We start from the raw sequence: 24,244 nt of genomic DNA, 5'->3' as shown, positions 1-24,244 counted from the left end.
TTTCTCATTAATGAAATTATGGCGTTATTAAAGCAACAAAGCCGACGGAAGTAACCTGCGAGGGTAAAAAGTCGTACTAGTCTCAGTTTTTGTTAAAAACTTGTGTAGGATATGGCGACTCGCTTTAACACAGGCAGATGGATTGACTGCCTGAACAATAACCAGATCAGCCGTAAGTGAGAGAACAATGTCGAACAAACCCTTTTATTATCAGGATCCTTTCCCGCTCGGAAAGGATGACACCGAATACTACCTGCTAAGCCGCGACTATGTTTCTGTGGCTGAGTTTGAAGGGCAGCAGATCCTGAAAGTGGATCCGCAAGCGCTGACCCTGCTGGCGCAACACGCTTTCCACGACGCCTCATTTTTACTGCGCCCGGCGCACCAGCAGCAGGTCGCCGATATCCTTGCCGATCCTGAAGCCAGCGAAAACGACAAATATGTCGCCCTGCAATTCCTGCGCAACTCGGACATTGCCGCTAAAGGCATTCTGCCGACCTGCCAGGACACCGGCACGGCGATTATTATGGGCAAGAAAGGACAGCGCGTCTGGACCGGTGGCGGGGATGAAGCGGCGCTGGCACGCGGTGTTTACAACACCTACACCGAAGAGAACCTGCGCTATTCGCAAAACGCCCCGCTGGATATGTACAAAGAGGTGAATACCGGTACCAACCTGCCGGCGCAGATTGATCTCTACAGTGTTGATGGCGACGAGTATAAATTCCTCTGCATCGCAAAAGGCGGCGGTTCGGCGAATAAAACCTACCTGTTTCAGGAAACCAAGGCACTGATCACCCCGGCGAAGCTGAAAAACTACCTCGTCGAGAAGATGCGCACCCTCGGCACAGCGGCCTGCCCGCCGTATCATGTCGCGTTTGTGATTGGCGGTACGTCGGCGGAAGCGACTCTGAAAACGGTCAAACTTGCCTCCACCAAATATTATGACGCGCTGCCAACTGAAGGTAACGAACATGGACAGGCGTTCCGCGACGTGCAACTGGAGCAAGAACTGCTGCTGGAAGCGCAGAACCTCGGTCTTGGCGCACAGTTTGGCGGCAAATATTTTGCGCATGATATTCGCGTGATCCGCCTGCCGCGCCACGGTGCGTCTTGTCCGGTTGGCATGGGCGTTTCCTGTTCAGCCGATCGCAACATCAAAGGTAAAATCAACCGCGATGGCATCTGGCTGGAGCGTTTAGAGCAGAATCCGGGCAAATACATTCCGGAAGCGCTGCGCGAGGCCGGTGAAGGCGAAGCCGTGAAAGTGGATCTTAACCGCCCGATGAAAGCGATCCTCGAACAGCTTTCGCAGTACCCGGTCTCTACGCGCTTGTCGCTTACCGGCACGATTATCGTTGCGCGGGATATCGCCCACGCGAAGCTCAAAGAGCTGATGGACAGCGGCGAACATCTGCCGCAGTACATTAAAGATCACCCGATTTACTACGCAGGCCCGGCAAAAACGCCGGAAGGCTATGCCTCCGGTTCGCTGGGGCCGACCACCGCCGGGCGTATGGATTCTTATGTCGATCAACTGCAGTCGCAGGGCGGTAGCATGATCATGCTGGCGAAAGGTAACCGCAGCCAGCAGGTGACCGATGCCTGTCACAAGCATGGCGGTTTCTACCTCGGCAGCATTGGCGGCCCGGCGGCGATCCTTGCGCAGAACAGTATCAAAAGCCTTGAGTGTGTCGCTTATCCGGAACTCGGCATGGAAGCTATCTGGAAAATTGAAGTGGAGGATTTCCCGGCGTTTATCCTTGTGGATGACAAAGGCAACGATTTCTTCCAGCAAATTCAATCCGAGCAGTGTGCCCGCTGCGTTAAATAGTATTGACCGCCCTTCGGGGCGGTTTTTTTAAGCACAAAGCAGTAAACAACATTATAAAAAGCATCAATACTTTTACTTGTTTGCAGGTGAGCAATGTCGCAACCCAATATCACTTTGTAACCAAGGAGAGAGTCATGGCAACGCATCGCAGTGAGAAAGATTCGATGGGCGCAATCGACGTCCCGGCAGACAAACTGTGGGGAGCGCAAACCCAGCGATCGCTTGAGCATTTTCGTATCTCAACGGAAAAAATGCCGGTCTCACTGATCCACGCACTGGCGCTGACCAAACGCGCGGCGGCGAAAGTTAATCAGGATTTGGGGTTACTGCCCGAAGAGAAAGCGCGCGCGATCATCGCGGCGGCGGATGAAGTGCTGGCCGGGCAACATCCCGATGAGTTTCCGCTCGCTATCTGGCAGACCGGGTCCGGTACGCAGAGCAACATGAACATGAACGAGGTGCTGGCCAATCGCGGCAGCGAAATCCTCGGCGGCGTGCGCGGCATGGAACGCAAGATCCATCCCAATGACGACGTGAATAAAAGCCAGAGTTCCAATGATGTTTTCCCGACAGCGATGCATGTCGCGGCGGTGATTGGCGTGCGTGAGCAACTGATCCCGCAGCTACAGGTGCTGAAAAAGACGCTTAATGAGAAAGCCACCGCGTTTGCCGGTATTGTCAAAATCGGCCGTACACATTTGCAGGACGCGACGCCGCTGACGCTGGGCCAGGAGATCTCCGGCTGGGTGGCGATGCTTGAGCATAACCTTAAACATATCGAACAAAGCTTGCCGCATCTGAGCGAACTGGCGCTTGGCGGCACCGCCGTGGGCACCGGGCTGAATACGCACCCGGAATACGCCGTGCGCGTGGCGCAAGAGCTGGCCAGTTTTACCGGACAACCGTTTATTACCGCGCCCAACAAATTTGAAGCGCTGGCGACCTGCGATGCACTGGTGCATGCCCATGGCGCGCTGAAAGGGCTGGCCTCTTCATTAATGAAAATCGCTAACGATGTGCGCTGGCTCGCCTCTGGCCCGCGGTGTGGTATCGGCGAAATCGCTATCCCGGAAAACGAACCGGGTAGCTCGATCATGCCGGGTAAAGTTAACCCCACACAGTGCGAAGCGATGACCATGCTATGCTGCCAGGTGCTGGGCAATGATGTGGCGGTGAATATTGGTGGCGCATCCGGCAACTTTGAGCTGAACGTTTTCCGCCCGATGGTTATCCATAATTTCCTGCAATCGGTGCGTCTGCTGGCGGACGGCATGGAGAGCTTTAACGAGCATTGCGCCGTGGGGATTGAACCCAACCGCGAGCGTATTGATCAACTGCTAAATGAGTCTTTGATGCTGGTGACCGCACTGAATACCCATATCGGCTATGACAAGGCGGCGGAAATTGCCAAAAAAGCGCATAAAGAGGGGCTGACGCTAAAAGCTTCTGCGCTGGCGCTCGGCTACCTGACGGAAGCCGAGTTTGACAGCTGGGTGCGTCCGGAATCGATGGTTGGCAGTTTGAAACAGGCTTAACCCGCCAGATACAGGTGCAGCCGCGGGATGATCAGCGTCAGCGGCTGCGCCTGCGGTTTATAGCGGTGTTGAATAGTTTCCGCGTTGTAATCCAGCAGCTCGCCAATATCCGGAACGGTTCCTCCATTCTCTTCTGAAATCAGCGTGATAAGCGGTGTCGGACAGGCATATTGCACCTGCTTTTGTGAACCGGCATACCAGACGCGGGCAATGGGCTGCACTTTCACCGGACGTTTGATTTTCAGCCGCGCCTGTGTTGGCAGGGCGGCGATATCGTTGTACTCCTGTTCAATACGTCCCAGCCACTCTTCTCGCGTCCATGCAGAAACGGCGCGCGGGGATTTCAGGCTTTTTTCCAGTTGCGCCAGTACCTCATCGCGGGTCAGGTTTTTAATAATATGCTTATTCGCCCAGCCAAAACGGATGGTTGCCGGTGCGCGAATGGCCGTCAGTGTCCGGTAAGCATTTAAGGTGATAAGCCCCGGCAGATGGCGGTGAACCCATTCAAACCGGGCCGCAGGGGCCAGCCCCGATTCCTGAGTGACTATCCGTTCAAAGGTTGATTTCAGCGCGTTCACGGTGCTGATGCGTTCAGCCAGCGCGCTAAGCGTGGCCTCATTTGCCTGGTAGCAGATAACGCCCGGCAGCCGCACAGCGGCTTTGCTGCTGCGGTTTTCCGACTGCTGCTGAATAAATAAATGGGTGAAATGATTGAGGGCAAGCGCTGCCGCCTGCTGACCAAGATGTTGTTCGACATGGATCGCGGTAAGCGGGTTGTGTTCCGCGCCTTTGGGGATATCCGGCAGGCTAAATACGCGCGCGGCCATTAACCGGCACTCTGCTAACTCGGTTTTTAGCGCAGCCAGTTCCTGTTCCAGCTGCCGGAAGGTGGTGTTAAGGCGTTCGATCAAATCTAAGGCAGCCATTGTTTACTCCATTAGTTACAACATACTTATATTTATAGCACAGTCGCCGGGAGCAGGCCACTGTACGGTTAATGGTCAGGAGGGCAAAACAATGTGGTGGTAAATTGGCCAGTGGAAAGAAAATTTCGCGCCGCCCAGCTCGCTCTGCGCGCAACTGACTTCGCCGCCGAAAGCCTGCGCGATGGAATGCACAATCGCCAGCCCTAACCCGCAGCCGCCGGTCGCGCGGTCGCGGCTGGGATCGAGGCGAACAAAGGGCTCAAACACGCGTTCGCGCTCTTCGGGCGCAATACCGGGGCCATCATCTTCAACGATCATGCAGGCTTGTGAACCTTCGCGTTGTAAGGTGACTTTTATCGTTTGCTGGCTGTAACGCAGGGCGTTATTCACCAGATTATCCAGAACGCGCTCCATCAGACGCATATCCAGCGCGCCATAATCTTCACCCGGCGTTGTTGCCAGCAAAAAGGTGTGCTGCGGGTTCATGCTGCGCGCATCGTCAAGGTAACTGCTGAACCACGCCGGTAGATCCGGGGAGGTGAGTTTCAGTTCGGTCTGCGGGCGATCGAGACGGGCGTAAGTCAGCAACTCTTCAATCAGCGCTTCCAGTTGCCCGATATCGCGATTTAACGCCGCATGCTCGGTTTCGCTGAGGTTTTCGCTCATCTCCAGCCGGTAACGCAGCCTGACCAGCGGCGTGCGCAGTTCGTGGGCTATGCCGTCTATAAGGTGCTTTTTACTGGCAATCAGCGCATTGATATTGTCCGCCATCTGGTTAAAGGCGATGCCGAGCCGCTCAAAACTCGAGGCACTGTCAAAATGAATGCGCTCCTCTAAATGCCCCTCGCCGAAGCGTTGTGCTGCCGATTCAAGCCGCAACATCTCCTGCCAGTGCGGGCGCATCCAGATAAATACCGGGAAGGCGAGAGAGATAGCAATTAGCGCCATCAATCCCATATCCAGCAGCCGCGTTTCATGCAGGAAAAAGAGATACGGCACCGGGCCGACCGCCAAAACATAATGGCTGCGGGGAATACGCTGGATAAAGGTGTATTCCGAATCAAGCGCCACGATATCGCCTTCGCGCAGCCGTTGCGCCGGACGTGGTTCCAGCGTGTATTTGCTCATTGGCTCAATGCGCAGATTAAACGACAGATTGAGATCCAGCTCCTTCAGGGTTCTGGCCCATTGATTGGGCGGGATCTCGCGCAGCTCGCTACGCATCAGGTACAGCGAGCTTTTCATCAGGTCGTCAAGGGACTGGCGGCCAGCGCGCTCGGCGGTGAATTTATAAACCAGACCCACCAGCATCGTCATGACCAGAAAGCAGACGAACAGCAAAAGGTAAAACTGGACGAACAGCTTTTTCATAGCGACACCTGGTTTTGCGTTTTAGTTGTCCCACGCATGCGGGGCAAACAGATAGCCTTTGTTGCGCACGGTTTTAATACGGTAGGGTTCCGTTGCGCTGTCGAGCAATTTTTTACGCAGACGGGAAATCGCCACATCAACGCTGCGATCCATGCCATCGTAGCTTACACCACGTAAGTTTTTCAGCAGCGCATCGCGGTCCATAATCTGCCCAGCATGGGTCGCTAATTCCCACAGCAATTCGAAATCGGCGGTGGAGAGGGCGACTTGTTGCCCGGCCAGCAACACCTGGCGGTTAACCGGATCGATAGACAAGGTGCCGAAGCTGATTGTCTTATGCTGTTTCAGCGAGGGCGTGGCGGGTTCGGCGACGGTATTCACAGTACTGCGCTGGCGCAAATGCAAACGCAGACGCGCCAGCAATACGGCGGGCGGCGTGGTTTTCAGAATGTAATCGTTGGCGCCCATCTCCAGTGAAAGAATGTGGTTCATATCACTGTCCAGCGAGGTGAGCAGCACAATCGGGCCGCTCCACTGGTTACGCAGGTCGCGGCACAAGGTCATGCCATCTTTCCCGGGCAGCATGATATCCAGCAGCACCAGTTCGGGTTTTTCGCGGGCGATCACCTCTTCGGCGCGATCGCCACGGGGTTCGACAATGACGTCCATATCGTGTTTGCCCAGATAAGCGGCAATCAGTGCGCCCACTTCCGGGTCATCTTCCACAAAAACGATCTTATTCATAAGCCATCGCGATTGTTCAAAAACGTCAACATACACCGCCTTGCTATAAGCTGCCATTAATCTTTTCTAAACGAAGAGGCTTCCGTTATGCTGTAGGTCGTTGTTGTTGCAGTGATAAAGGGAAAATCATGGGGTTGGTGATTAAAGCGGCTATCGGGGCGCTGGTGGTGGTGTTGATTGGTCTGCTGGCCAAAACAAAAAATTACTATATCGCCGGGTTAATCCCGTTATTTCCGACTTTCGCGCTGATTGCGCACTATATTGTCGCCACCGAGCGTGGCGTTGAAGCGCTGCGCACCACGATCGTGTTCGGCATGTGGGCGATTATTCCCTATTTTATCTATTTACTGTCGCTCTGGTATTTCACCGGTTTGATGCGGGTCTGGCCGGCGCTGGGCTGTGCGGTTATTTGCTGGAGCCTCAGCGCCTGGTTGTTAATTTATTGCTGGAGCCGTCTGCATTAGCGCATCAGCATCCAGGTGGCGGGAACGGCGGCGATTAACAAGGCACCAATCAGCGCTTTTTCATGCTGTTTGAGCATTTCCGTCATCTCATGTGTGCGACGGGCGTACATAAACACCAGCAGTCCCGGTGCGTAGAGCACCACCGACAGCAATAAATGCATCGGACCGGATGCGTACAGCAGCCACAAGCCATACAGGCAAGCGCCAATCGCCACCGCCTGGTGCAAAGGACGCTGCGCGATCTTCCACAGGAATGCGCCGACAAGGAAATAGGGCACCAGAATCATCTCTGACGCGATGGTCAGCAGCGTGTTGTAATCCGAACCGGTGAGCCAAATCAGCACCAGACAAACCTGCACGCTAATATTGGTCAGCCACAACGAGGCAGCAGGTGCATTGTTTTTATTCTGCCGTGCGAAGATCTTCGGAAACGCTTTATGCGTTGCGGCCAGCAACGGCACTTCCGCCGCCATAATCGTCCAGCTCAGGTACGCGCCGCAGACGGAGACAATCAAACCTGCCGCGATAATGACTTCTCCCCAGCTTCCCAGCAGTTTCACCATCAGACCGGCCATTGACGGATTACGCATTTCCGCCAGTTCCGGGCGCGGGACGACGCCGAGCGAAAGCAGGGTAACCAGCAGGTAGACGGTCAGCGCAGCCAGCACGGCGAGCAGTGTGGCGCGGCCAACATCGTGCTTATTGCGCGCCCGGGCAGAAACCACAACCGCGCCTTCGACGCCAATAAATACCCACAGGGTGATCAGCATGGTGTTTTTCACCTGTTCCCATACTGGAACGCCCAGCTCGATGCCGCTGAAATCAAGGCGGAATTTGTCGAGGTTAAAGGCCAGCGCCGCCAGCACAATAAACAGCCCGAGCGGTACCAGTTTCGCCAGCGTCGCTGCCAGATTGATACTCGCCGCGGTTTGTACGCCGCGCAGAACCAGCGCATGCACAATCCACAATAGTGCGGATGCGCCAACAATCGACTGCCAGGTGTTGCCATCGCCAAACAGGCGCAACGATGGCGTGTCGGTAAAGAAACTCAGGGCGGAAAAGACGATAACCAGATAAGAGACGTTGGCGATAACCGCGCACAGCCAGTAGCCCCAGGCCGAACAAAAGCCAATCAGCTCACCAAAACCTTCACGGGCGTAAGTGAATATGCCGCCATCCAGATCCGGGCGAATACGGGTCAGGATCAGCATGGCAAAAGCGAGCAATAAAATCCCCGCCCCGGTGATCATCCAACCAATGATCAGCGCCGCCGGGCTGGCAACTTCCGCCATATTTTGTGGCAGGCTGAAAACACCAGCGCCCAGCATTGAGCTTAAAACCAGCGCAGTTAATGCGCTAAGGCCAAGTTTCTTTTCCATGGTTATCCTGTCAAAAAAGCAACTAATCCAGAATAATTATTTTGCCGTGGCGCATAAATATGGTGGATATCACTAAGGCGCGGGATTTTACGGAGAGTCGACGGACCATGCAATGAGGGGGGACGACAATTTTACGAAAAAGGGTAAAAAAATAAAAAAGGCGGCCGTAGCCGCCTGATTCATAAATGCAGATTATTTATACAGATCGGCGCTGATGGTCATGTTGTTACCACTTTCTGACCACTGGCGGGTGATGTGATAGTACTTAGCACCTTTCTGCGCGGCACGTTTGGCGACCTGGTAAGAGATCTCCGTCATGTTGCCATAGTTGCCGGTGAACTTGATGCTGTCGAAAGGCACCATCTGCGCGGCGGTGATTTTATTCACCTCTTCAATCTTTGTTCCGTCAGGCAGCGTGACACTGTAACGACCGCCGGAAGACGACTGAGTTTCGAAGAAACGACCTACACCAACGCCCGCTGTCGCATCGCTGGCGACGCCTGGGATCTCAACTTTTTTGGCTTCTTCTCCGCCTTTTGCCAGCGCGGCGCGGCCAGCATCCGAGTCACGCGGGATAGCATCCGCGCTCTGGATAACGCGTTTTTTCGCGTCGGCTTTATAGATGAAGGCCGTGACGATCTGGTTGCCGCCCTGGTTAGCATCTACTTGGCGAACAATAAAGAAAGAGGCTGCGCCTTTCTCTTTGGCGGCTTTAGTAATTGCGTCGTTCACTTCCGGCTGGGTGCGGAAGAAACCCTGAACGGTCACCGTATCGTACGGCTGAAGCGCAATTGCTTGATCTTTAGGTAACTCGGTCACGCCGTTAATAACACGGAAAGCAGGACGCTCCGCTTTTGCTGCGTCAGCCTTGTATAAATCGACCGTGGCGCGCTGATTACCGCTGTTGCCCGCGTCGGAGGTATCAACAACGTAAAATGATGCGGCACCTTCTTTATCCGCGCGTTTGGATGCTGCGTTAACGACGTCGCCAATGGCATTAAAACGGCCGGTGATCACGATGCGATCGTAAGGTTTTACCGCTGCCGCTTGCTCCGGTGTTAACTCTGTCGCTGCGTTGGCGGTAAATGCCATTGCCGAGAGAAGTGCTGACGCCAGGAGGGTGTACTTAAGCTTCATAAAAATAATCCTTCGCCTTGCGCAAACCATAAACTGGTGTTGTTGTTGGGAAAACGTCGGTGATTATTGCATTTAAACAGCGCAACTGTCTGCGTCATTTTTCACTGACTGTGCTACCGGAAGGGAAATAACGATAACCTTTAGTGATATGTTGAAAAAACAGACGCTTGACCAGCAAAACCGATAAAGGTTATGACTTTATTAAGTTAATACATTGTTAAAAAGCGCATCTTCGCTGGAGATTAATCGTGTTTTGCCGCTTCGTCTGAGCGGAATATCGGCCTGTATGCGGGAATTTAAGGCAAATAACCTTGCCTGCGGCCTCCGACAGGTAATTTTCACGGATAAATGCATAATTTCTCTTTTCCGGCTGTGGATCACAGGCGTTATTTTCAGTAGGTTATAGAAAGTTTGTTACTGTTTTATTTTCCGCAGCGTTGCGTAAATAACCGCGCCGGAACCACTGACAAACCATCATCTAAAACCGATGGAAGGGAAAACTATGCGTATTGGTGTACCTAAAGAACGGTTGGCCAATGAAACCCGCGTTGCTGCGACGCCGAAAACGGTCGAGCAACTGCTTAAACTGGGTTTTACCGTCGCGATTGAAAGCGGCGCGGGCAAGCTGGCAAGTTTCGATGACGATGCGTTCGCCCAGGCCGGCGCGACGATTGTCGATGGGAGCAACGTCTGGCACTCGGACGTTATCCTTAAAGTTAACGCGCCGGATGACGAAGAGATCGCGCTGCTTAATCCGGGCACGACGCTGGTGAGTTTTATCTGGCCTGCGCAAAATCCGGCATTAATGGAGAAGCTGGCTGCGCGTAACATTACCGTGATGGCAATGGATTCCGTGCCGCGTATCTCCCGCGCCCAGTCGCTGGATGCGCTGAGCTCAATGGCCAACATTGCGGGATATCGTGCGATTGTTGAAGCGGCGCATGAATTCGGCCGTTTCTTTACCGGGCAGATCACGGCGGCGGGCAAAGTGCCGCCGGCGAAAGTCATGGTGATTGGCGCAGGCGTTGCCGGTCTGGCGGCGATTGGCGCGGCTAACAGCCTTGGGGCCATTGTGCGTGCGTTCGATACGCGCCCTGAAGTCAAAGAGCAGGTGCAGAGTATGGGCGCCGAGTTCCTGGAGCTGGATTTCCAGGAAGAAGCGGGCAGCGGCGACGGTTATGCGAAAGTGATGTCCGAAGCCTTTATCAAAGCAGAAATGGAACTCTTCGCAGCCCAGGCGAAAGATGTCGACATCATTGTCACCACGGCGCTTATCCCGGGGAAACCGGCACCGAAGCTGATCACCCGTGAAATGGTTGATTCCATGAAGCCGGGCAGCGTTATTGTGGATCTTGCTGCGCAAAACGGCGGTAACTGCGAATACACGGTACCGAACGAGGTCAGCACCACCGCCAATGGCGTGAAAGTGATCGGTTATACCGATTTACCAGGACGTCTGCCTACGCAGTCTTCCCAGCTTTACGGCACCAACCTTGTGAACCTGCTGAAACTGCTGTGTGTTGAAAAAGATGGCAACGTGGTTGTCGATTTCGATGACGTTGTGGTTCGCGGGGTTACCGTGGTTCGCGACGGTGAAGTTACCTGGCCTGCGCCGCCGATTCAGGTTTCTGCACAGCCGCAGACTGCGCCAAAAGCGGCTGCGGCACCAAAAGAAGAGGCCAAACCGGTTTCGCCGTGGCGGAAATATGCCTTTATGGCACTGGCGATCATTCTGTTTGGCTGGCTTGCCAATGTTGCACCGAAAGAGTTCCTCGGCCACTTTACCGTTTTCGCGCTGGCTTGCGTGGTCGGTTACTACGTGGTGTGGAACGTCTCGCATGCGCTGCACACGCCGCTGATGTCGGTCACTAACGCCATTTCCGGCATTATCGTGGTCGGCGCGCTGTTGCAGATTGGTCACGGCGGCTGGGTCAGCTTCCTGAGTTTTATTGCGGTACTGATTGCCAGCATTAATATTTTTGGTGGTTTCACCGTCACTCAGCGCATGCTGAAAATGTTCCGGAAGAACTAAGGGGTAACAGATGTCTGGAGGATTAGTTACAGCTGCATACATTGTTGCCGCGATCCTGTTTATTTTCAGCCTGGCGGGACTTTCAAAACACGAAACGTCCCAGCAGGGAAATAACTTTGGTATCGCCGGGATGGCGATTGCGCTGATTGCAACCATCTTTGGCCCGGACACCGGCAATGTCGCCTGGATTTTAGTGGCGATGATTATCGGCGGCGCGATTGGTATTCGCCTGGCGAAGAAAGTGGAAATGACCGAAATGCCAGAGCTGGTGGCGGTGCTGCACAGCTTTGTCGGCCTGGCTGCGGTACTGGTAGGCTTTAACAGCTATCTCGATCACGAAGTGGGACTGGATCCGGTGCTGGTGAATATTCACCTGACGGAAGTGTTCCTCGGCATCTTTATTGGTGCGGTGACCTTCACCGGTTCTATTGTCGCTTTCGGTAAACTGCGCGGGAAAATCTCTTCTAAGCCGCTGATGTTGCCGCATCGCCACAAACTGAACCTGGCGGCGCTGGTGGTTTCCTTCGTACTGCTGCTGGTGTTTGTGCGCACCGAAAGTGTCGGCTTGCAAGTGCTGGCGCTGTTGGTGATGACGATAATTGCGCTGGTGTTTGGCTGGCATCTGGTCGCTTCTATCGGCGGTGCGGATATGCCGGTCGTGGTTTCCATGCTGAACTCCTACTCCGGTTGGGCGGCGGCGGCGGCGGGCTTTATGCTCAGCAATGACCTGCTGATCGTGACCGGTGCGCTGGTCGGTTCTTCCGGTGCGATCCTCTCTTACATAATGTGTAAGGCGATGAACCGCTCCTTTATCAGCGTGATTGCCGGTGGTTTTGGTACGGACGGTTCTTCAACTGGTAGCGATGAAGAGGCGGGCGAGCACCGCGAAATCAATGCCGAAGAGACCGCAGAGCTGCTGAAAAACTCGCATTCGGTCATCATCACCCCGGGCTATGGCATGGCGGTGGCGCAGGCGCAGTATCCGGTGGCGGAAATCACCGAGAAACTACGCGCGCGCGGCGTGAAGGTGCGTTTCGGTATTCACCCGGTTGCCGGACGTTTGCCGGGCCATATGAACGTGCTGCTGGCGGAAGCGAAAGTGCCGTATGACATCGTGCTGGAAATGGACGAAATCAACGATGATTTCGCCGACACCGACACCGTGCTGGTTATCGGTGCGAACGACACGGTTAACCCGGCGGCGCAGGATGATCCGAAGAGCCCGATCGCGGGTATGCCGGTGCTGGAAGTGTGGAAAGCGCAAAACGTGATTGTGTTTAAGCGCTCCATGAACACTGGCTACGCGGGCGTGCAAAACCCCTTGTTCTTCAAAGAGAACACGCAGATGCTGTTTGGCGATGCCAAAGCCAGCGTCGACGCTATCCTCAAAGCGCTGTAATGCGTACCGCCTGAAAAACCGCTCTTCGGAGCGGTTTTTTTTGGTCCGCGTGGACGAAAGCAGAGTGTCTATACTTTTATCTTCATGTTTTTTATGAGGAGGAAGGATGACGTTTTTGTCACGTTTTGACTTCATATCCATAGTGATGCTGCCATCATTCTGGATTGGTCTTGCCACGGTGGTTATTGTTACGCTGGTTGTCTACTGGCTGTTCACCTACTTACTGAATATGGTGCTGAAAGGCGCGCGTAACTGGAGTGAAAAGCAGAGCGGCGTCGGCAGGCTGCAGCATGTTGTGGTGGATATGCTCAGACGCACCAGCAAATTCCTGCTCTTTGTGGCGGCGTTACTCTTCAGCCTGCGGTTTGTCGATCTCCCCGATCACCTGTTTAACACGCTCGGGCACGCCTGGTTTTTAGTGCTGGCGATCCAAATCGCCCTCTGGCTTGATCAGGGCGTGGTGTCGTGGATGCGTCACTTAATGTATTCGCCCAATACCAGTAAAAACCCGGTCACCATGGTGATTGCGGGTCTGCTGCTGCGCATGATGCTGTGGACGATGATGCTGCTATCGATTCTGGCGAATGTCGGGGTCAACATTACCGCGCTGGTCGCCAGCCTTGGCGTGGGCGGTATCGCCATTGCGCTGGCGGTACAAACCATTCTCAGCGATGTTTTCGCCTCGCTTTCTATCGGTTTTGATAAACCTTTTGAGATTGGTGACTTTGTCGTTTTCGGCGACGTTGCCGGCACCATTGAGCATATTGGCCTGAAAACGACGCGTATTCGTAGCCTGAGCGGGGAACAAATCGTCTGCGGTAACGCCATCCTGCTTCAGCAAACGCTTCATAACTACAAACGTATGCAGACCCGGCGCATCGTCTTCACTTTTGGTCTGGCGCTCACTACGCCGCCGGAAAAGCTGCGTAAAGTCGGCGAGATGGTGCGTAGCATCATCACTGATGTTGGCAACACGCGCTTTGACCGCGCCCATTTCCTCGGGTTTGGTACCGATCGGCTGAATTTTGAAGTGGTGCATATCGTCAACTCGGCGGACTACAACACCTACATGGATATCCAGCAAGAAATCAATATCCGCATCATGGAACATCTCGCCGCAGAGGAGATTGAGCTGGCGCTGCCGTGCGTAGTGGTGAAAGGGGGAGTGGCTGTCGAAACGCCACCCGCAGAGCCACAGGGGGAACAAACGGCCGTATAAAAAACCCGCCTTGCGGCGGGTTGCTTGTTTAATCGTCTTCGTCGTCGTCCAGTTCGACAGGCGTCTGGTACTCATCCGGTTTAATGACCAGTAGATCGCAGCGCAGATGATCAATCACCTGCTCGGCGGTGTTGCCAAGGAAGGCGGCGGAGATACCGGTGCGCCCGATGGTGCCAAGCACGACAATCCCTGCCTGCAGATGTTCAGCCAGATCCGGGATCACCTCTTCGGGTAACCCTTTTTCCACATGCGTGAGTTTTTCATCAATGCCAAATTTCTGCCGTAACGCTTTCATTGCCAGCAAGTGCTGACCGCGAATGGCGTCGTTGTATACGCTGGGATCGAATTCCGGCAGTTCAATCGCGATGTTGATAGGCGTCACCGGGTAAGCGCCAACGAGATGAACTTCGGTGTGGTTTACCTGTTCGGCCAGTTGCAGCGTCTCTTTGACCAGCTTTTCATTCAGCGAGTTGTGGTAAATCTCTTCGCTGGCAAGGTTGACTGCGACCACTGCACGTCCGGCTTCCGGCCAGGGTTGGTCTTTCACCATCCACACTGGGCACGGGCATTTACGCAGCAGATGCCAGTCGGTCGGCGTAAAAATAACGGATTCCAGTTTGTCATGCTGGTGGGTCATTTTCAGCAGTAAATCGTGTCCACCTGCCAGAACTTCCTGAATAATGGCTTCGAAGGGACGATTGTGCCAGACCACTTTGATTTCGATTGGCACACCCGCGTCGATATAGTATTTCGCCTGTTCGCGGATCCACGCGGTGCGCTGGCTGATGACGCCCTGGCGCATTGCGGTACGCTCGTCTGGGGACAGAAGGGTGGTCATTTCGTAAGAGAAGTCATAGATAGGCAAAAACGCTTTAATGCGGCCGCCAATCCGTTGATGCAAATACACAGCACGTCGTAACGCTGGCTGATCGTCCTGATTGGGATCGATGGCGACCAACATATTCTGATACTTAGCCATACAGGGTCTCCTTACATCTGTCACCACAGTCTGTCAGTAAAAGATAACCCATAAGTGCTGAATGAAACAGGGGAAAGCCTTCGCCAGATCAATAAATCAGATAAATTAATGACCCGGCAAAGGGGATATCAGGCGGGGAAAAAATCAGGCAACGTTACGCGCATGACCGGCCAGTTGCGCCAGCATGTCGCTATTTTCAATGGTGATATATTTTCCTTTCACCGCCAGCATGCCGCTCTTCTGGAAACGGCCTAACAGACGGCTGATGGTTTCCACCGTCAGACCCAGATAGTTGCCGATGTCGCCACGCGTCATCGTCAGGCGGAATTCACGCGGGGAGAAACCGCGCTGTGCAAAACGGCGTGAGAGGTTATAAATAAATGCCGCCAGGCGTTCTTCTGCATTTTTCTTCGAAAGCAGCAGGATCATATCCTGATCGCCTTTGATCTCGCCGCTCATCAAACGCATCATCTGCTGACGCAGATTGGGCATTTTACCCGAGAGGTCATCCAGCGTTTCGAACGGGATTTCACAGACCATCGATGTTTCAAGAGCCTGCGCGAAGCTCGGATGATGGCCAGTACCAATGGCATCAAAGCCCACCAAATCACCCGCCAGATGGAAACCTGTGATCTGCTCGTCGCCCTGTTCAGTAATGGTGTAGCTTTTGATCGTACCGGAGCGGATAGCGTACAGCGATTTCAATTCATCCCCGGCTTTGAACAAAGTCTGACCTTTCTGGATGGGCTTTTTACGCTCAATGATGTTATCGAGCTGATCCAGCTCGTGTTCATTAAGAGTAAAGGGGATGCAAAGCTGGCTAATGCTGCAATCCTGGCAATGGATTGCACAACCGCCAGACTGAATGCGTCGTATAATTCGCTTTTCCGGGATCATAGGTCTGCTCAACGCCGTAATTGATATTGGTCAATTTTAACAGCTTTTTACTGGCCGCGTAAGCCCGGTAAAACGTCAATTCACGATTTATAAAACGGGAGGCAGAAATGAAAAGAGATGACATTGCACCATCTCTTTGAAATTCCATCATTTCGCTAAGGCTTTTACCACAAAAGAGGGTGAAAAGAACGCTAAATGTGCGTTTTTTCTCACAATAGAAGATACCCTTCATGGCGTAGCAACCACTCTTTTCGCTGCACGCCGCCCGCATATCCCGTCATTGTGCCGTTACTGCCGATAACGCGATGGCAGGGCACGACAATACTCACCGGATTTGAACCATTCGCTGCGCCGACCGCACGCGCGGCACCTGCACGTCCTAGTTTTACCGCCAGTTGACCATAATGCATGACCTGACCACAGGGGATGGTGCGTAGCGCTTGCCACACGTCGCGCTGAAAAGGCGTGCCGCCAGTTGCCGTCGGCAGAGTTTCAATCACTGCCAGATCGCCGTCAAAATAGTCCTGCAATTTTTGGCTTAGCCCGCCCGGATTATGCGCTGCCACGCGCTGGTAACCCTCCCGGCGATAGTGGATATTTAATAACTCAACCATCCGATCGCTGTGTTCTTCCCATTCAACCGCGCGAAGCTGGAATTGTTCATCGCACAGCACCCAAAGCGGGCCAAGCGGCGTGGAAATATTATCTTCAAGTAAAGTCAGCATCTGGCATCCTTTTCAGTGGGCAACGGCGCCAATTTACCAAACGTCCAGCGATGCTGCTATACCCCGAAAGAGACTATATTCTGGGTAAAGAAATAAGCTGGTGAAATAATAGCCAGCGAAGTATGCATTATTTAATAGATGATATATTGCGCTTATTTCGCGAATAAAAAAATAGAGCCTGCCGACATCCGTCAGGCTCTACAGTACACACAGCAGCGCATCCGTTCGTTATTTTATGCATTTTCATCCTTGCGCGGTAAATATAGTTATAGCGTTCCTTCATCATATTTCCAGTAAGAATTGGTGATTGATTTCACGTTAATTTAACTGAAATTCAGAATATTAATTTTTCTTAAGTTGAGTTTTTCATAACATTACTAAGAGTGATGTTATTGGAATATCGTCCAGGAGAACCATTCGCTATTATTTTTTTCGGGTGCAAAAGCCATTTTGCCACCAGGCATTGTGAGCGCAGGCCCTGCCAGCTATAGTACGGGGGCTGAAGTAGCCGGAGGACTGCCCTATGAACCCTGACGACAAATTGCTTTTCCTTGACGCCATGGAAGATGTCCAACCCCTGAAGCGCAGTGCCGATGTGCACTGGCAACCGAGCCACAATTCGCGCACGCTACAACGCGTCGACACGCTGCAACTCGACAACTTTCTGACCACCGGGTTTCTTGATATCGTGCCGCTTGATTCACCGCTGGAGTTCAAACGAGAAGGCCTGCAGCAAGGGGTGCTTGATAAATTGCGCCAGGGAAAATATGGCCAACAGGCAAGCCTGAACTTACTGCGCCAGCCGGTTGAACAGTGCCGACAAATGGTGTTTCGTTTTATGTATCATGCGCGCCAGGATGGGCTACGCAATGTGCTTATCATTCATGGTAAAGCGCGTGAAGACGGTTCGCATGCGAATATCATTCGGAGTTATCTGGCGCGCTGGCTACCTGAATTCGATGAGGTTCAGGCGTTTTGCACCGCGCTGCCGCACCACGGCGGAAGTGGCGCTTGCTATGTTGCGATCCGCAAATCTGAGCAGGCGAAGCAGGATAACTGGGAACGGCATGCGAAACGCAGCCGTTGAAGATCGCGGTGGTGTCGGGTAATTAGTTTGCGAATGATAAATAAAAGGCGGGAACCAGACCGGTTCCCGTTGTTTTTTTAATCGGCATATTCGGCCGCAATAAGAATTTCATTTTGCCGGGTACCCAGCGCGCTTGAAAGATGTTCTGCCTCCGAACTATTCAGCTCAATTGAAATATCCTCCTGTCCATCGTTGAAATCGATGTGCAGGCATACATTGCCATTAGATTTCGTCACGGAGATTTGATTTGGAAACAATGCAATATTCTTTTTACCCATCATTAATACCTCTTCAGTATTCGACTAACTCCCTTTGACCTTCCATCGCTGCCAGTACACCATCGGCCAGCGCGAACATTTCATCCTCACCAGGATAAACGACGATTTCAGATGTAATAAAACTGACGCGCTGACGAATAAGTTCGACAATTCTTCTGTTATAGGCGATGCCGCCGGTAATGATGATGGCATCGACCCAACCCTCCAGTACGGCGGCGCACGAGGCGATCTCTTTGGCTATCTGGTAGGCCATGGCTTCCAGAATGTCCTGCGCTTTTTTATTCCCATCCATAATCTGTTGCTCAACGTCACGGATATCCTTGGTGCCGAGATAACCATATACGCCGCCTTCGCCAATCAACTTCTTCTTCAATTGCGCATACGTGTACTGCCCTGAAAAGCACAGTTTTAATAATTCATAGCTGGGAAGGCGGCCTGCGCGTTCCGGCGAGAATGGCCCATCGCCGCCCAGGGCTGAATTCACATCCACAATACGACCTTCGCGGTGAGCGCCCACGCTGATGCCGCCACCTAAGTGGGCCACGATCAATTTAAGCGTGGAATAGGGGCGGTTTGTTTCCGTGGCATAACGGTGCGCGACAGCTTTTTGATTCAGCGCGTGAAAAGCTCCAACGCGTGAAATCTCCGGCATTCCGGATATTTTTGCTATCGGGTCATATTCGTCGACGACGACAGGATCAACGGTATACGCCATCTCTTCTTTATTTACCGCCCGCGCGAGTTCCCAGGCCAATATGGCACCCAGATTAGAAGCATGTTCACCGTTCAGGCCGACACTGGCATCGTGAATATAGTCATCATTAATACGATAAACGCCGCTTTGCAAATGACGAACCAGACCACCGCGCCCGATAAATATATCAATGTCATTTAAGCGAAAACCATGTTCCTGCAATATGTCGAGAATAATCTGCTTGCGAAAGGCTTTTTGATCCAGAATCGTGGAAAAAGCCGCCATCTCTTTTTCATCATGGTTAAATGTGCGGTAAATAAGCTGCGTGCGGTTGTTATATACCGCAATTTTTGTAGACGTTGAACCTGGATTTATCACCAAAATATACATAGTCAGTCCTTGCATTGAGATATCGCACAAGCAATAGCAAAATATTTTGTTTTAGCGCTGTCTGATCGCGAGGTAAATACCACCGGTTTTGTTGTTCCCGTCAGTGTGCTTGCGCTCAATGCTCCGCCAAGCTGCATCACCGTTTTATAAAAGACATTGGCGCTGTTGATATCCGGAAGGATGGCCAGGTCAATATCGCCGCCGACCTGCGAATGCAACCCTTTATGTCGGCAGGATTCTTTATTAAAAGCCAGATCGATGGACAGCGGCCCTTCAACAATACAGTTATCATAAGCGATGCCGCTCAGCGCCGCGGCATCCACGGTAGCGGCGATTGCAGGCGTAATATGCTCAACGGCGGCAATCAGCGCGACTTTGGGCACCGCAATACCAACCTGATGCAGAACATTAACCGACTGGGCAATCATCGTGGCTTTATCTCGCTGATCAGGTGTAATAGTGATACCGGCATCAGTGATTGCAAACAGCTTGTGATAATGCGGGCTTTCGATAAACGCTAATTGCGTGACAAGCCGCGATGCCGCAATGCCAGTCTCTTTATTTAAAATCGCTCGCAAATAAATGGCGCTATCGACAAGTCCTTTCATTAAAATATGCGCTCGCCCGGATTTAACGACGCTCACCGCCGCTTTGCAGGCTTCTGTTTTATCTGGAATATCAATTATTTCGATATGGCTGATATCAAATTTAAGATGTTCGGCGAGCGAGGTTATTTTATCCCGGCAACCAATCAGAATGGCCTCTGCCAGCCCGTCATTTCTGATCCACTTAATGGCTTCGAGTGCATGAGAATCTTCTGCTGCGGCAACGGCAATTATTTTCGGCCTTTTCCTGCGCGCAAGCTCAACAAACGAACTTAATTTTTCAAGCATGATAAAAAATCCTGAGTCCCCAATATTGCCTCACCAGATGTATCACCGGTGAGGCCCGGAAATGGCATATCTTTAATACATATGCTGGCCGCCATTGATGGCAATATTGGAGCCGGTAATAAACCCGGCCTTATCACTGGCGAGATACAGGGCCAGTTCGGCGATTTCATCGGCTTCGCCGAGGCGACCAACGGGAATTTGCGCCACAATAGCTTCCAGTACATCGGTGGGGATGGCCTGCATCATCTCGGTGTTGATGTAGCCAGGGGAGATGGTATTAACGGTAATATTTTTACGTGCTACCTCCTGCGCCAGTGCTTTCGTGAAACCATGCACACCCGCTTTGGCGGCAGAATAATTAGTCTGGCCAAACTGTCCTTTCTGACCATTTATCGACGATATATTAATGATGCGCCCGCGCTGGTTAGCCAGCATGTTATCCAGAACGGGTTTGGTCATATTGAACATGCTGTTCAGATTGACCTGAATAACCGCATCCCATTGCGATTTATCCATTTTTTTAAAGGTTGCATCGCGGGTAATACCCGCGTTGTTTACCAGAACATCGATATGACCATATTGCTTCAGCAGTGTACCGACCGTGTCCTGACACTGCGCGTAATCGCTGACGTCACAGCGAATAGCGTCGGCTTTGGCAAACCCTGCTTCTCGCTGGATCTCAACCCACTCTTTCAGGCGATCCGCATCCGTATCAATGGCGATAACCTGGTAATGCTCCAGCAGAAAGCGAAGGCTGATTTTTCCACCAATACCGCGGATCCCACCGGTCACAAGCGCAACTTTACCCATCATCATTTCCTCACGTTAAATAACATTCTTCATCGCGGCGTTATTCCATTTCGACGGTGACGGCGATACCCATACCACCGCCGATGCACAGCGTTGCCAGACCTTTTTTGCTTTTTCTGCGCTGCATTTCATGGAGCAAAGAGACAAAAATTCGCGTGCCGGATGCACCGATAGGGTGGCCGAGCGCAATCGCGCCGCCATTGACATTCACTCTGGAGAGATCCCAGCCCATTTCCCGGTTGACGGCGATGGCCTGAGCGGCGAAGGCTTCATTGGCTTCGATAAGATCCAACTCATCAACCTGCCAGTTCGACCTGGTTAGCGCATGACGAGATGCCGTGATGGGGCCGGTTCCCATTATTTCTGGCAAGACGCCTGAAGTACCGAACGCCACGATCCTGGCCTGCGGCTTGATCCCCAGCTCACGCGCTTTTTTCGCCGTTGCCAGGATAACCATTGCTGCACCATCATTAACGCCAGAGGCATTACCGGCGGTAACGGTGCCATCGGTTTTAAAGGCTGGTCGGAGTTTGGCTAAACCTTCACGCGATGTTTGCGGACGGGGAAATTCATCGGTATCAAACAGGACGGGTTCTTTACGGGGGCGGGTGATGTCAACCGGAACAATTTCACTGGCAAAATGATGCGTTTCTAACGCGATTGCCGCTTTGTGTTGTGACGCAAGGGCGAAAGCATCCTGTTCTTCACGTGTGATCGCATATTTTTCGGCCACATTCTCGGCGGTGATCCCCATGTGATAATCATGAAAAGCATCCCAGAGGCCATCCTTCACCATGCTGTCCAGCATTGGCCAGTTACCCATTTTCATGCCGTTACGTGAATGGGGTAAAACATGCGGTGCCTGGCTCATACTTTCTTGCCCTCCGGCAATAATTAATTCGGCATCACCACATTTCAGCGCCTGCCATGCCAGTTGCAGCGCTTTTAACCCCGAACCACACACTTTATTAATTGTTAGTGCCGGAACATCGACAGGAATACCTCCCTGAATTAACGTCTGGCGCGCCGGGTTTTGCCCGCTGCCTGCGGTAAGTACCTGGCCGATAATAACTTCATCGATCTCTTTTGCTGCAATACCTGTTTTTTTCAGAAGCGCTTTAATCACCGTGGCGCCTAATTGCGGCGCACTAATTTCAGCAAGCGATCCATTTAGTACGCTGATAGCAGTTCTTGCACAATCAAGAACGACAATATCCGTGTCCTTCATTTGTATTACCTTTTGATTTAAATGATTCAACTATTAATGCGCAGAGATTTTTCTACAGTATTGATATGCGTCAATACTTAAAAGTTGTTAACAATGGCGTTAAAATTACAATGTTTCTTATTTTTCTGTAATTAACCTTATTTACTGCATTTGCCTGGTGGTTTTTTCATTCATCATTAATTCATTGGCCATGATCTTTTTCTTAAACTTTAATAAGGATTGCGTGTAGATCTTTCTTGTTGGCACCGGAGGTATCTTATTGATAAAACGCTTTCTTCTCCTCGGGTAGCTACGGGGGTGGCGCTGTATGGCAATTTTCGACTTAAGTAAAAAATCTAATTTAAGGGGCAGTTTACACATACTCTGTATCTGAAAAGATAAATATAAATCCATTCTTATAGCTAATGACAATTCTATGGGGGTTGACGAGGTTGGGGGAAAAAGGTGTATATGGATACAATTAGTTGTTTCTCTAAATGCTTCCGTTAAACGCTTTCAAAATATATCTGAAAAGGACGTGTGCTTTATGGTTAATTCAATCCACAATTTGCATATTGGTCAGTGTGCAGAGTTTAAAAAAACATTGACGGATAATGACGTCGCAGATTTTGCATTGGCATCTGGCGATACCAATCCCGTTCATCTGGATGAGAGTGCAGGGCGGGAAAGTATATTCGGGCAACGTGTTGTTCATGGTATTTTGGTAAGTGGGCTCATCTCGGCGGTAATTGCTAATAAACTGCCCGGCAACGGTTCTATTTATCTTGGCCAGGATCTCAAATTTATTAAGCCAACATTTATTGGCGATACGATTACGGCGACGGCGGAAGTTATCGCGATTAATTGCGAAAAAAACCGGGTGCGGCTCAAAACCACGTGCACCAATCAGCATGGGGATAAGGTTATTGTCGGTGAAGCCGTCGTTCTGCCGCCGCTGGAAAAAGCGCTGGCTGAGGAGGTGAACTGATGGAGCTTATTATTCAAGGCAATGTGGCTAAAAACTGCCATCCTGAAGGTTTACGCCAGGGCATTGATAAACAAATTAACTATGTTGAGTCGCATGGGGAAATCTATGGTCCGCGCAAGGTGTTGGTGATTGGTGCCTCTTCCGGATATGGGCTGGCCTCACGCATTGCGGTGGCCTTTGGTGGCGGTGCCGATACGATTGGCGTTTCATTTGAAAAAAGTCCGGGCGAAAAAGGTATAGGCAGCGCCGGATGGTATAACAATATTTTTTTTCGTCGCCGGGCGCATGAGAAAGGGCTTATCGCGAAAAATTTTATCGCGGATGCTTTTTCCGATACGACCCGCAACGACGTGATTGCGTACATCAAGCAGGAGTTTGGCGGCAGCATTGATCTGCTTGTCTATTCGGTTGCCTCTGGCGTGCGAATTTGCCCGGATGGTACGCGCTACACCTCGACGCTTGGCGTGCGCGGGCAAGCCTTTTCCGGCCCGGGTTTTGACCTGGAAACCCGCAAGATGGTGAATCAAACGCTGGAACCGGTGACCGAACAACAACTTGCCGATACGGTAAAAGTTATGGGTGGGGAAGACTGGCAACGCTGGATTGATATGTTATCGGCGGCTGGTGTGCTGGCTGAGGGGTTCAAAACGGTGGCGTACTCTTATACTGGCCCGAAATCAACGTGGCCGCTCTATAAAGAGGGCGCGTTAGGCGCGGCGAAAGCCCATCTGCACGCAACAGCCGACCAGCTTGACGCACAGCTCCAGCGCATTAATGGTCATGCCTATGCGGTGGTGTGCAAAGCGCTGGTGACCAAAGCCAGCGCCTTTATCCCTATGTTTCCGTTATATATTACCTTGCTGTACAAGGTAATGAAGCAGAAGCGGTTGCATGAAACCTGCATCGAGCAGATGCACAGGCTGATGTTGAACCACCTTTACCCACCAATGGGCAACGTCGTAACGGATGAGGAGCGGCGGATCCGCCTTGATGATTTCGAGCTGCGCCCGGATGTTCAGCAAGCCGTGGAGTTGCTAAGAAAACGGGTCACCACCGAGAACTTTAAAACCGTTGGTGACTTTGCCGGGTATCTTGCCGAGTTTTACGCGCTGAATGGCTTCTCAATGCCGGACGTGGACTACTCCTCTGAGCTGGATCTGCGCCAGCTGGTAAAAGAGTACAGCCATGCATAAGCATGCCTGATATGACAAATGCGCCAGTCTGTCGGCGCATTTGTTGATGAAAATCGCGGTCGG

General features: G+C 52.2%; 22 protein-coding genes. 9 read left to right on the top strand and 13 right to left on the bottom strand.

Going from position 1 to position 24,244, the window contains the following annotated elements; genetic code table 11:
• The first annotated feature begins 187 nt into the window (after positions 1–187).
• Positions 188–1,834, top strand: a complete 1,647-nt coding sequence (fumA, locus tag H650_RS03105; RefSeq protein WP_016496256.1) for a class I fumarate hydratase FumA — start codon at positions 188–190, stop codon at positions 1,832–1,834.
• A gap of 134 nt (positions 1,835–1,968) precedes the next feature.
• Entirely contained in the window at positions 1,969–3,369 is a 1,401-nt protein-coding gene (gene fumC / locus H650_RS03100) for a class II fumarate hydratase (RefSeq protein WP_016496255.1), read from the top strand.
• Here the strand turns inward: fumC and tus are convergent.
• From tus to rstA, 3 genes are all read right to left on the bottom strand, one after another.
• Entirely contained in the window at positions 3,366–4,295 is a 930-nt protein-coding gene (gene tus / locus H650_RS03095) for a DNA replication terminus site-binding protein (RefSeq protein WP_016496254.1), read from the bottom strand. The genes fumC and tus overlap by 4 nt on opposite strands.
• A gap of 75 nt (positions 4,296–4,370) precedes the next feature.
• Positions 4,371–5,666, bottom strand: a complete 1,296-nt coding sequence (rstB, locus tag H650_RS03090; protein WP_016496253.1) for a two-component system sensor histidine kinase RstB — start codon at positions 5,664–5,666, stop codon at positions 4,371–4,373.
• 21 nt (positions 5,667–5,687) lie between these two features.
• Positions 5,688–6,410, bottom strand: a complete 723-nt coding sequence (rstA, locus tag H650_RS03085) for a two-component system response regulator RstA (RefSeq protein ID WP_044489662.1) — start codon at positions 6,408–6,410, stop codon at positions 5,688–5,690.
• A 128-nt stretch (positions 6,411–6,538) separates the two neighbouring features.
• Between rstA and H650_RS03080 the strand changes: the two genes are divergently transcribed.
• Positions 6,539–6,874: a GlpM family protein gene (locus H650_RS03080; protein WP_016496251.1), complete on the top strand. Its 336-nt coding sequence runs from the start codon at positions 6,539–6,541 to the stop codon at positions 6,872–6,874.
• On the opposite strand, the gene H650_RS03075 is transcribed toward H650_RS03080, so the two are convergent.
• Positions 6,871–8,253 carry an amino acid permease gene (locus H650_RS03075; RefSeq protein WP_016496250.1) on the bottom strand — a complete coding sequence of 461 codons (1,383 nt, stop codon included), beginning with the start codon at positions 8,251–8,253 and terminating at the stop codon, positions 6,871–6,873. The genes H650_RS03080 and H650_RS03075 overlap by 4 nt on opposite strands.
• A 192-nt stretch (positions 8,254–8,445) precedes the next feature.
• Positions 8,446–9,390 carry a DUF1471 family protein YdgH gene (gene ydgH / locus H650_RS03070; RefSeq protein ID WP_016496249.1) on the bottom strand — a complete coding sequence of 315 codons (945 nt, stop codon included), beginning with the start codon at positions 9,388–9,390 and terminating at the stop codon, positions 8,446–8,448.
• A 502-nt stretch (positions 9,391–9,892) separates the two neighbouring features.
• Here ydgH and pntA point away from each other — a divergent pair.
• The 3 genes from pntA (at position 9,893) to H650_RS03055 (ending at position 14,040) form a co-directional block, all read left to right on the top strand.
• Complete coding sequence (gene pntA, locus H650_RS03065; protein WP_016496248.1) at positions 9,893–11,422, top strand: Re/Si-specific NAD(P)(+) transhydrogenase subunit alpha; 1,530 nt, start codon at positions 9,893–9,895, stop codon at positions 11,420–11,422.
• A 10-nt stretch (positions 11,423–11,432) separates the two neighbouring features.
• The gene (gene pntB, locus H650_RS03060; RefSeq protein ID WP_016496247.1) at positions 11,433–12,821 is read left to right on the top strand and encodes a Re/Si-specific NAD(P)(+) transhydrogenase subunit beta; all 1,389 of its coding nucleotides are present in this window, start codon (positions 11,433–11,435) and stop codon (positions 12,819–12,821) included.
• Positions 12,822–12,927: 106 nt separating this feature from the next.
• The gene (locus H650_RS03055) at positions 12,928–14,040 is read left to right on the top strand and encodes a mechanosensitive ion channel family protein (protein ID WP_016496246.1); all 1,113 of its coding nucleotides are present in this window, start codon (positions 12,928–12,930) and stop codon (positions 14,038–14,040) included.
• A 28-nt stretch (positions 14,041–14,068) separates the two neighbouring features.
• Here the strand turns inward: H650_RS03055 and uspE are convergent, their stop codons facing one another.
• From uspE to ogt, 3 genes are all read right to left on the bottom strand, one after another.
• On the bottom strand, positions 14,069–15,019 hold the full coding sequence (gene uspE, locus H650_RS03050; protein ID WP_016496245.1) for a universal stress protein UspE: 951 nt from the start codon (positions 15,017–15,019) through the stop codon (positions 14,069–14,071).
• A gap of 144 nt (positions 15,020–15,163) precedes the next feature.
• Positions 15,164–15,916 (bottom strand): fumarate/nitrate reduction transcriptional regulator Fnr, encoded by a 753-nt coding sequence (fnr, locus tag H650_RS03045; protein WP_016496244.1) that lies wholly within the window; start codon positions 15,914–15,916, stop codon positions 15,164–15,166.
• Between the two features lie 209 nt (positions 15,917–16,125).
• Complete coding sequence (ogt, locus tag H650_RS03040) at positions 16,126–16,641, bottom strand: methylated-DNA--[protein]-cysteine S-methyltransferase (RefSeq protein ID WP_016496243.1); 516 nt, start codon at positions 16,639–16,641, stop codon at positions 16,126–16,128.
• Between the two features lie 523 nt (positions 16,642–17,164).
• Here ogt and smrA point away from each other — a divergent pair.
• Positions 17,165–17,728 carry a DNA endonuclease SmrA gene (smrA, locus tag H650_RS03035; protein ID WP_016496242.1) on the top strand — a complete coding sequence of 188 codons (564 nt, stop codon included), beginning with the start codon at positions 17,165–17,167 and terminating at the stop codon, positions 17,726–17,728.
• A 77-nt stretch (positions 17,729–17,805) separates the two neighbouring features.
• Here the strand turns inward: smrA and H650_RS03030 are convergent, their stop codons facing one another.
• From H650_RS03030 to H650_RS03010, 5 genes are all read right to left on the bottom strand, one after another.
• Entirely contained in the window at positions 17,806–18,009 is a 204-nt protein-coding gene (locus tag H650_RS03030) for a hypothetical protein (RefSeq protein WP_238328375.1), read from the bottom strand.
• A 10-nt stretch (positions 18,010–18,019) separates the two neighbouring features.
• A complete protein-coding gene (buk, locus tag H650_RS03025; protein WP_016496240.1) occupies positions 18,020–19,090 on the bottom strand; it encodes a butyrate kinase in 1,071 nt (356 codons plus the stop codon).
• 2 nt (positions 19,091–19,092) lie between these two features.
• Positions 19,093–19,983 carry a phosphate acyltransferase gene (locus tag H650_RS03020; RefSeq protein ID WP_016496239.1) on the bottom strand — a complete coding sequence of 297 codons (891 nt, stop codon included), beginning with the start codon at positions 19,981–19,983 and terminating at the stop codon, positions 19,093–19,095.
• A gap of 72 nt (positions 19,984–20,055) precedes the next feature.
• Positions 20,056–20,799, bottom strand: a complete 744-nt coding sequence (gene phbB / locus H650_RS03015) for an acetoacetyl-CoA reductase (protein WP_238328374.1) — start codon at positions 20,797–20,799, stop codon at positions 20,056–20,058.
• A 34-nt stretch (positions 20,800–20,833) separates the two neighbouring features.
• Positions 20,834–22,021: an acetyl-CoA C-acetyltransferase gene (locus H650_RS03010; RefSeq protein WP_016496237.1), complete on the bottom strand. Its 1,188-nt coding sequence runs from the start codon at positions 22,019–22,021 to the stop codon at positions 20,834–20,836.
• 526 nt (positions 22,022–22,547) lie between these two features.
• Between H650_RS03010 and H650_RS03000 the strand changes: the two genes are divergently transcribed.
• A complete protein-coding gene (locus H650_RS03000) occupies positions 22,548–22,988 on the top strand; it encodes a MaoC family dehydratase (RefSeq protein WP_016496235.1) in 441 nt (146 codons plus the stop codon).
• Positions 22,988–24,181, top strand: a complete 1,194-nt coding sequence (gene fabV, locus H650_RS02995; RefSeq protein WP_016496234.1) for an enoyl-ACP reductase FabV — start codon at positions 22,988–22,990, stop codon at positions 24,179–24,181. The genes H650_RS03000 and fabV overlap by 1 nt, the downstream gene beginning before the upstream one ends.
• Positions 24,182–24,244 lie beyond the last annotated feature (63 nt).

The sequence above is a fragment of the Enterobacter sp. R4-368 genome (assembly GCF_000410515.1).
Classification (GTDB): Bacteria; Pseudomonadota; Gammaproteobacteria; order Enterobacterales; family Enterobacteriaceae; genus Kosakonia.
This window is presented reverse-complemented; position numbering and strand designations above follow the sequence as displayed.

Bases quoted from the DNA above. Each gene is read 5' to 3' on its own strand.
- fumA (WP_016496256.1), top strand. From the start codon at position 188: ATGTCGAACAAACCCTTTTATTATCAGGATCCTTTCCCGCTCGGAAAG.
- fumC (WP_016496255.1), top strand. From the start codon at position 1,969: ATGGCAACGCATCGCAGTGAGAAAGATTCGATGGGCGCAATCGACGTC.
- tus (WP_016496254.1), bottom strand. From the start codon at position 4,295: ATGGCTGCCTTAGATTTGATCGAACGCCTTAACACCACCTTCCGGCAG.
- rstB (WP_016496253.1), bottom strand. From the start codon at position 5,666: ATGAAAAAGCTGTTCGTCCAGTTTTACCTTTTGCTGTTCGTCTGCTTT.
- rstA (WP_044489662.1), bottom strand. From the start codon at position 6,410: ATGAATAAGATCGTTTTTGTGGAAGATGACCCGGAAGTGGGCGCACTG.
- H650_RS03080 (WP_016496251.1), top strand. From the start codon at position 6,539: ATGGGGTTGGTGATTAAAGCGGCTATCGGGGCGCTGGTGGTGGTGTTG.
- H650_RS03075 (WP_016496250.1), bottom strand. From the start codon at position 8,253: ATGGAAAAGAAACTTGGCCTTAGCGCATTAACTGCGCTGGTTTTAAGC.
- ydgH (WP_016496249.1), bottom strand. From the start codon at position 9,390: ATGAAGCTTAAGTACACCCTCCTGGCGTCAGCACTTCTCTCGGCAATG.
- pntA (WP_016496248.1), top strand. From the start codon at position 9,893: ATGCGTATTGGTGTACCTAAAGAACGGTTGGCCAATGAAACCCGCGTT.
- pntB (WP_016496247.1), top strand. From the start codon at position 11,433: ATGTCTGGAGGATTAGTTACAGCTGCATACATTGTTGCCGCGATCCTG.
- H650_RS03055 (WP_016496246.1), top strand. From the start codon at position 12,928: ATGACGTTTTTGTCACGTTTTGACTTCATATCCATAGTGATGCTGCCA.
- uspE (WP_016496245.1), bottom strand. From the start codon at position 15,019: ATGGCTAAGTATCAGAATATGTTGGTCGCCATCGATCCCAATCAGGAC.
- fnr (WP_016496244.1), bottom strand. From the start codon at position 15,916: ATGATCCCGGAAAAGCGAATTATACGACGCATTCAGTCTGGCGGTTGT.
- ogt (WP_016496243.1), bottom strand. From the start codon at position 16,641: ATGCTGACTTTACTTGAAGATAATATTTCCACGCCGCTTGGCCCGCTT.
- smrA (WP_016496242.1), top strand. From the start codon at position 17,165: ATGAACCCTGACGACAAATTGCTTTTCCTTGACGCCATGGAAGATGTC.
- H650_RS03030 (WP_238328375.1), bottom strand. From the start codon at position 18,009: ATGATGGGTAAAAAGAATATTGCATTGTTTCCAAATCAAATCTCCGTG.
- buk (WP_016496240.1), bottom strand. From the start codon at position 19,090: ATGTATATTTTGGTGATAAATCCAGGTTCAACGTCTACAAAAATTGCG.
- H650_RS03020 (WP_016496239.1), bottom strand. From the start codon at position 19,983: ATGCTTGAAAAATTAAGTTCGTTTGTTGAGCTTGCGCGCAGGAAAAGG.
- phbB (WP_238328374.1), bottom strand. From the start codon at position 20,799: ATGATGATGGGTAAAGTTGCGCTTGTGACCGGTGGGATCCGCGGTATT.
- H650_RS03010 (WP_016496237.1), bottom strand. From the start codon at position 22,021: ATGAAGGACACGGATATTGTCGTTCTTGATTGTGCAAGAACTGCTATC.
- H650_RS03000 (WP_016496235.1), top strand. From the start codon at position 22,548: ATGGTTAATTCAATCCACAATTTGCATATTGGTCAGTGTGCAGAGTTT.
- fabV (WP_016496234.1), top strand. From the start codon at position 22,988: ATGGAGCTTATTATTCAAGGCAATGTGGCTAAAAACTGCCATCCTGAA.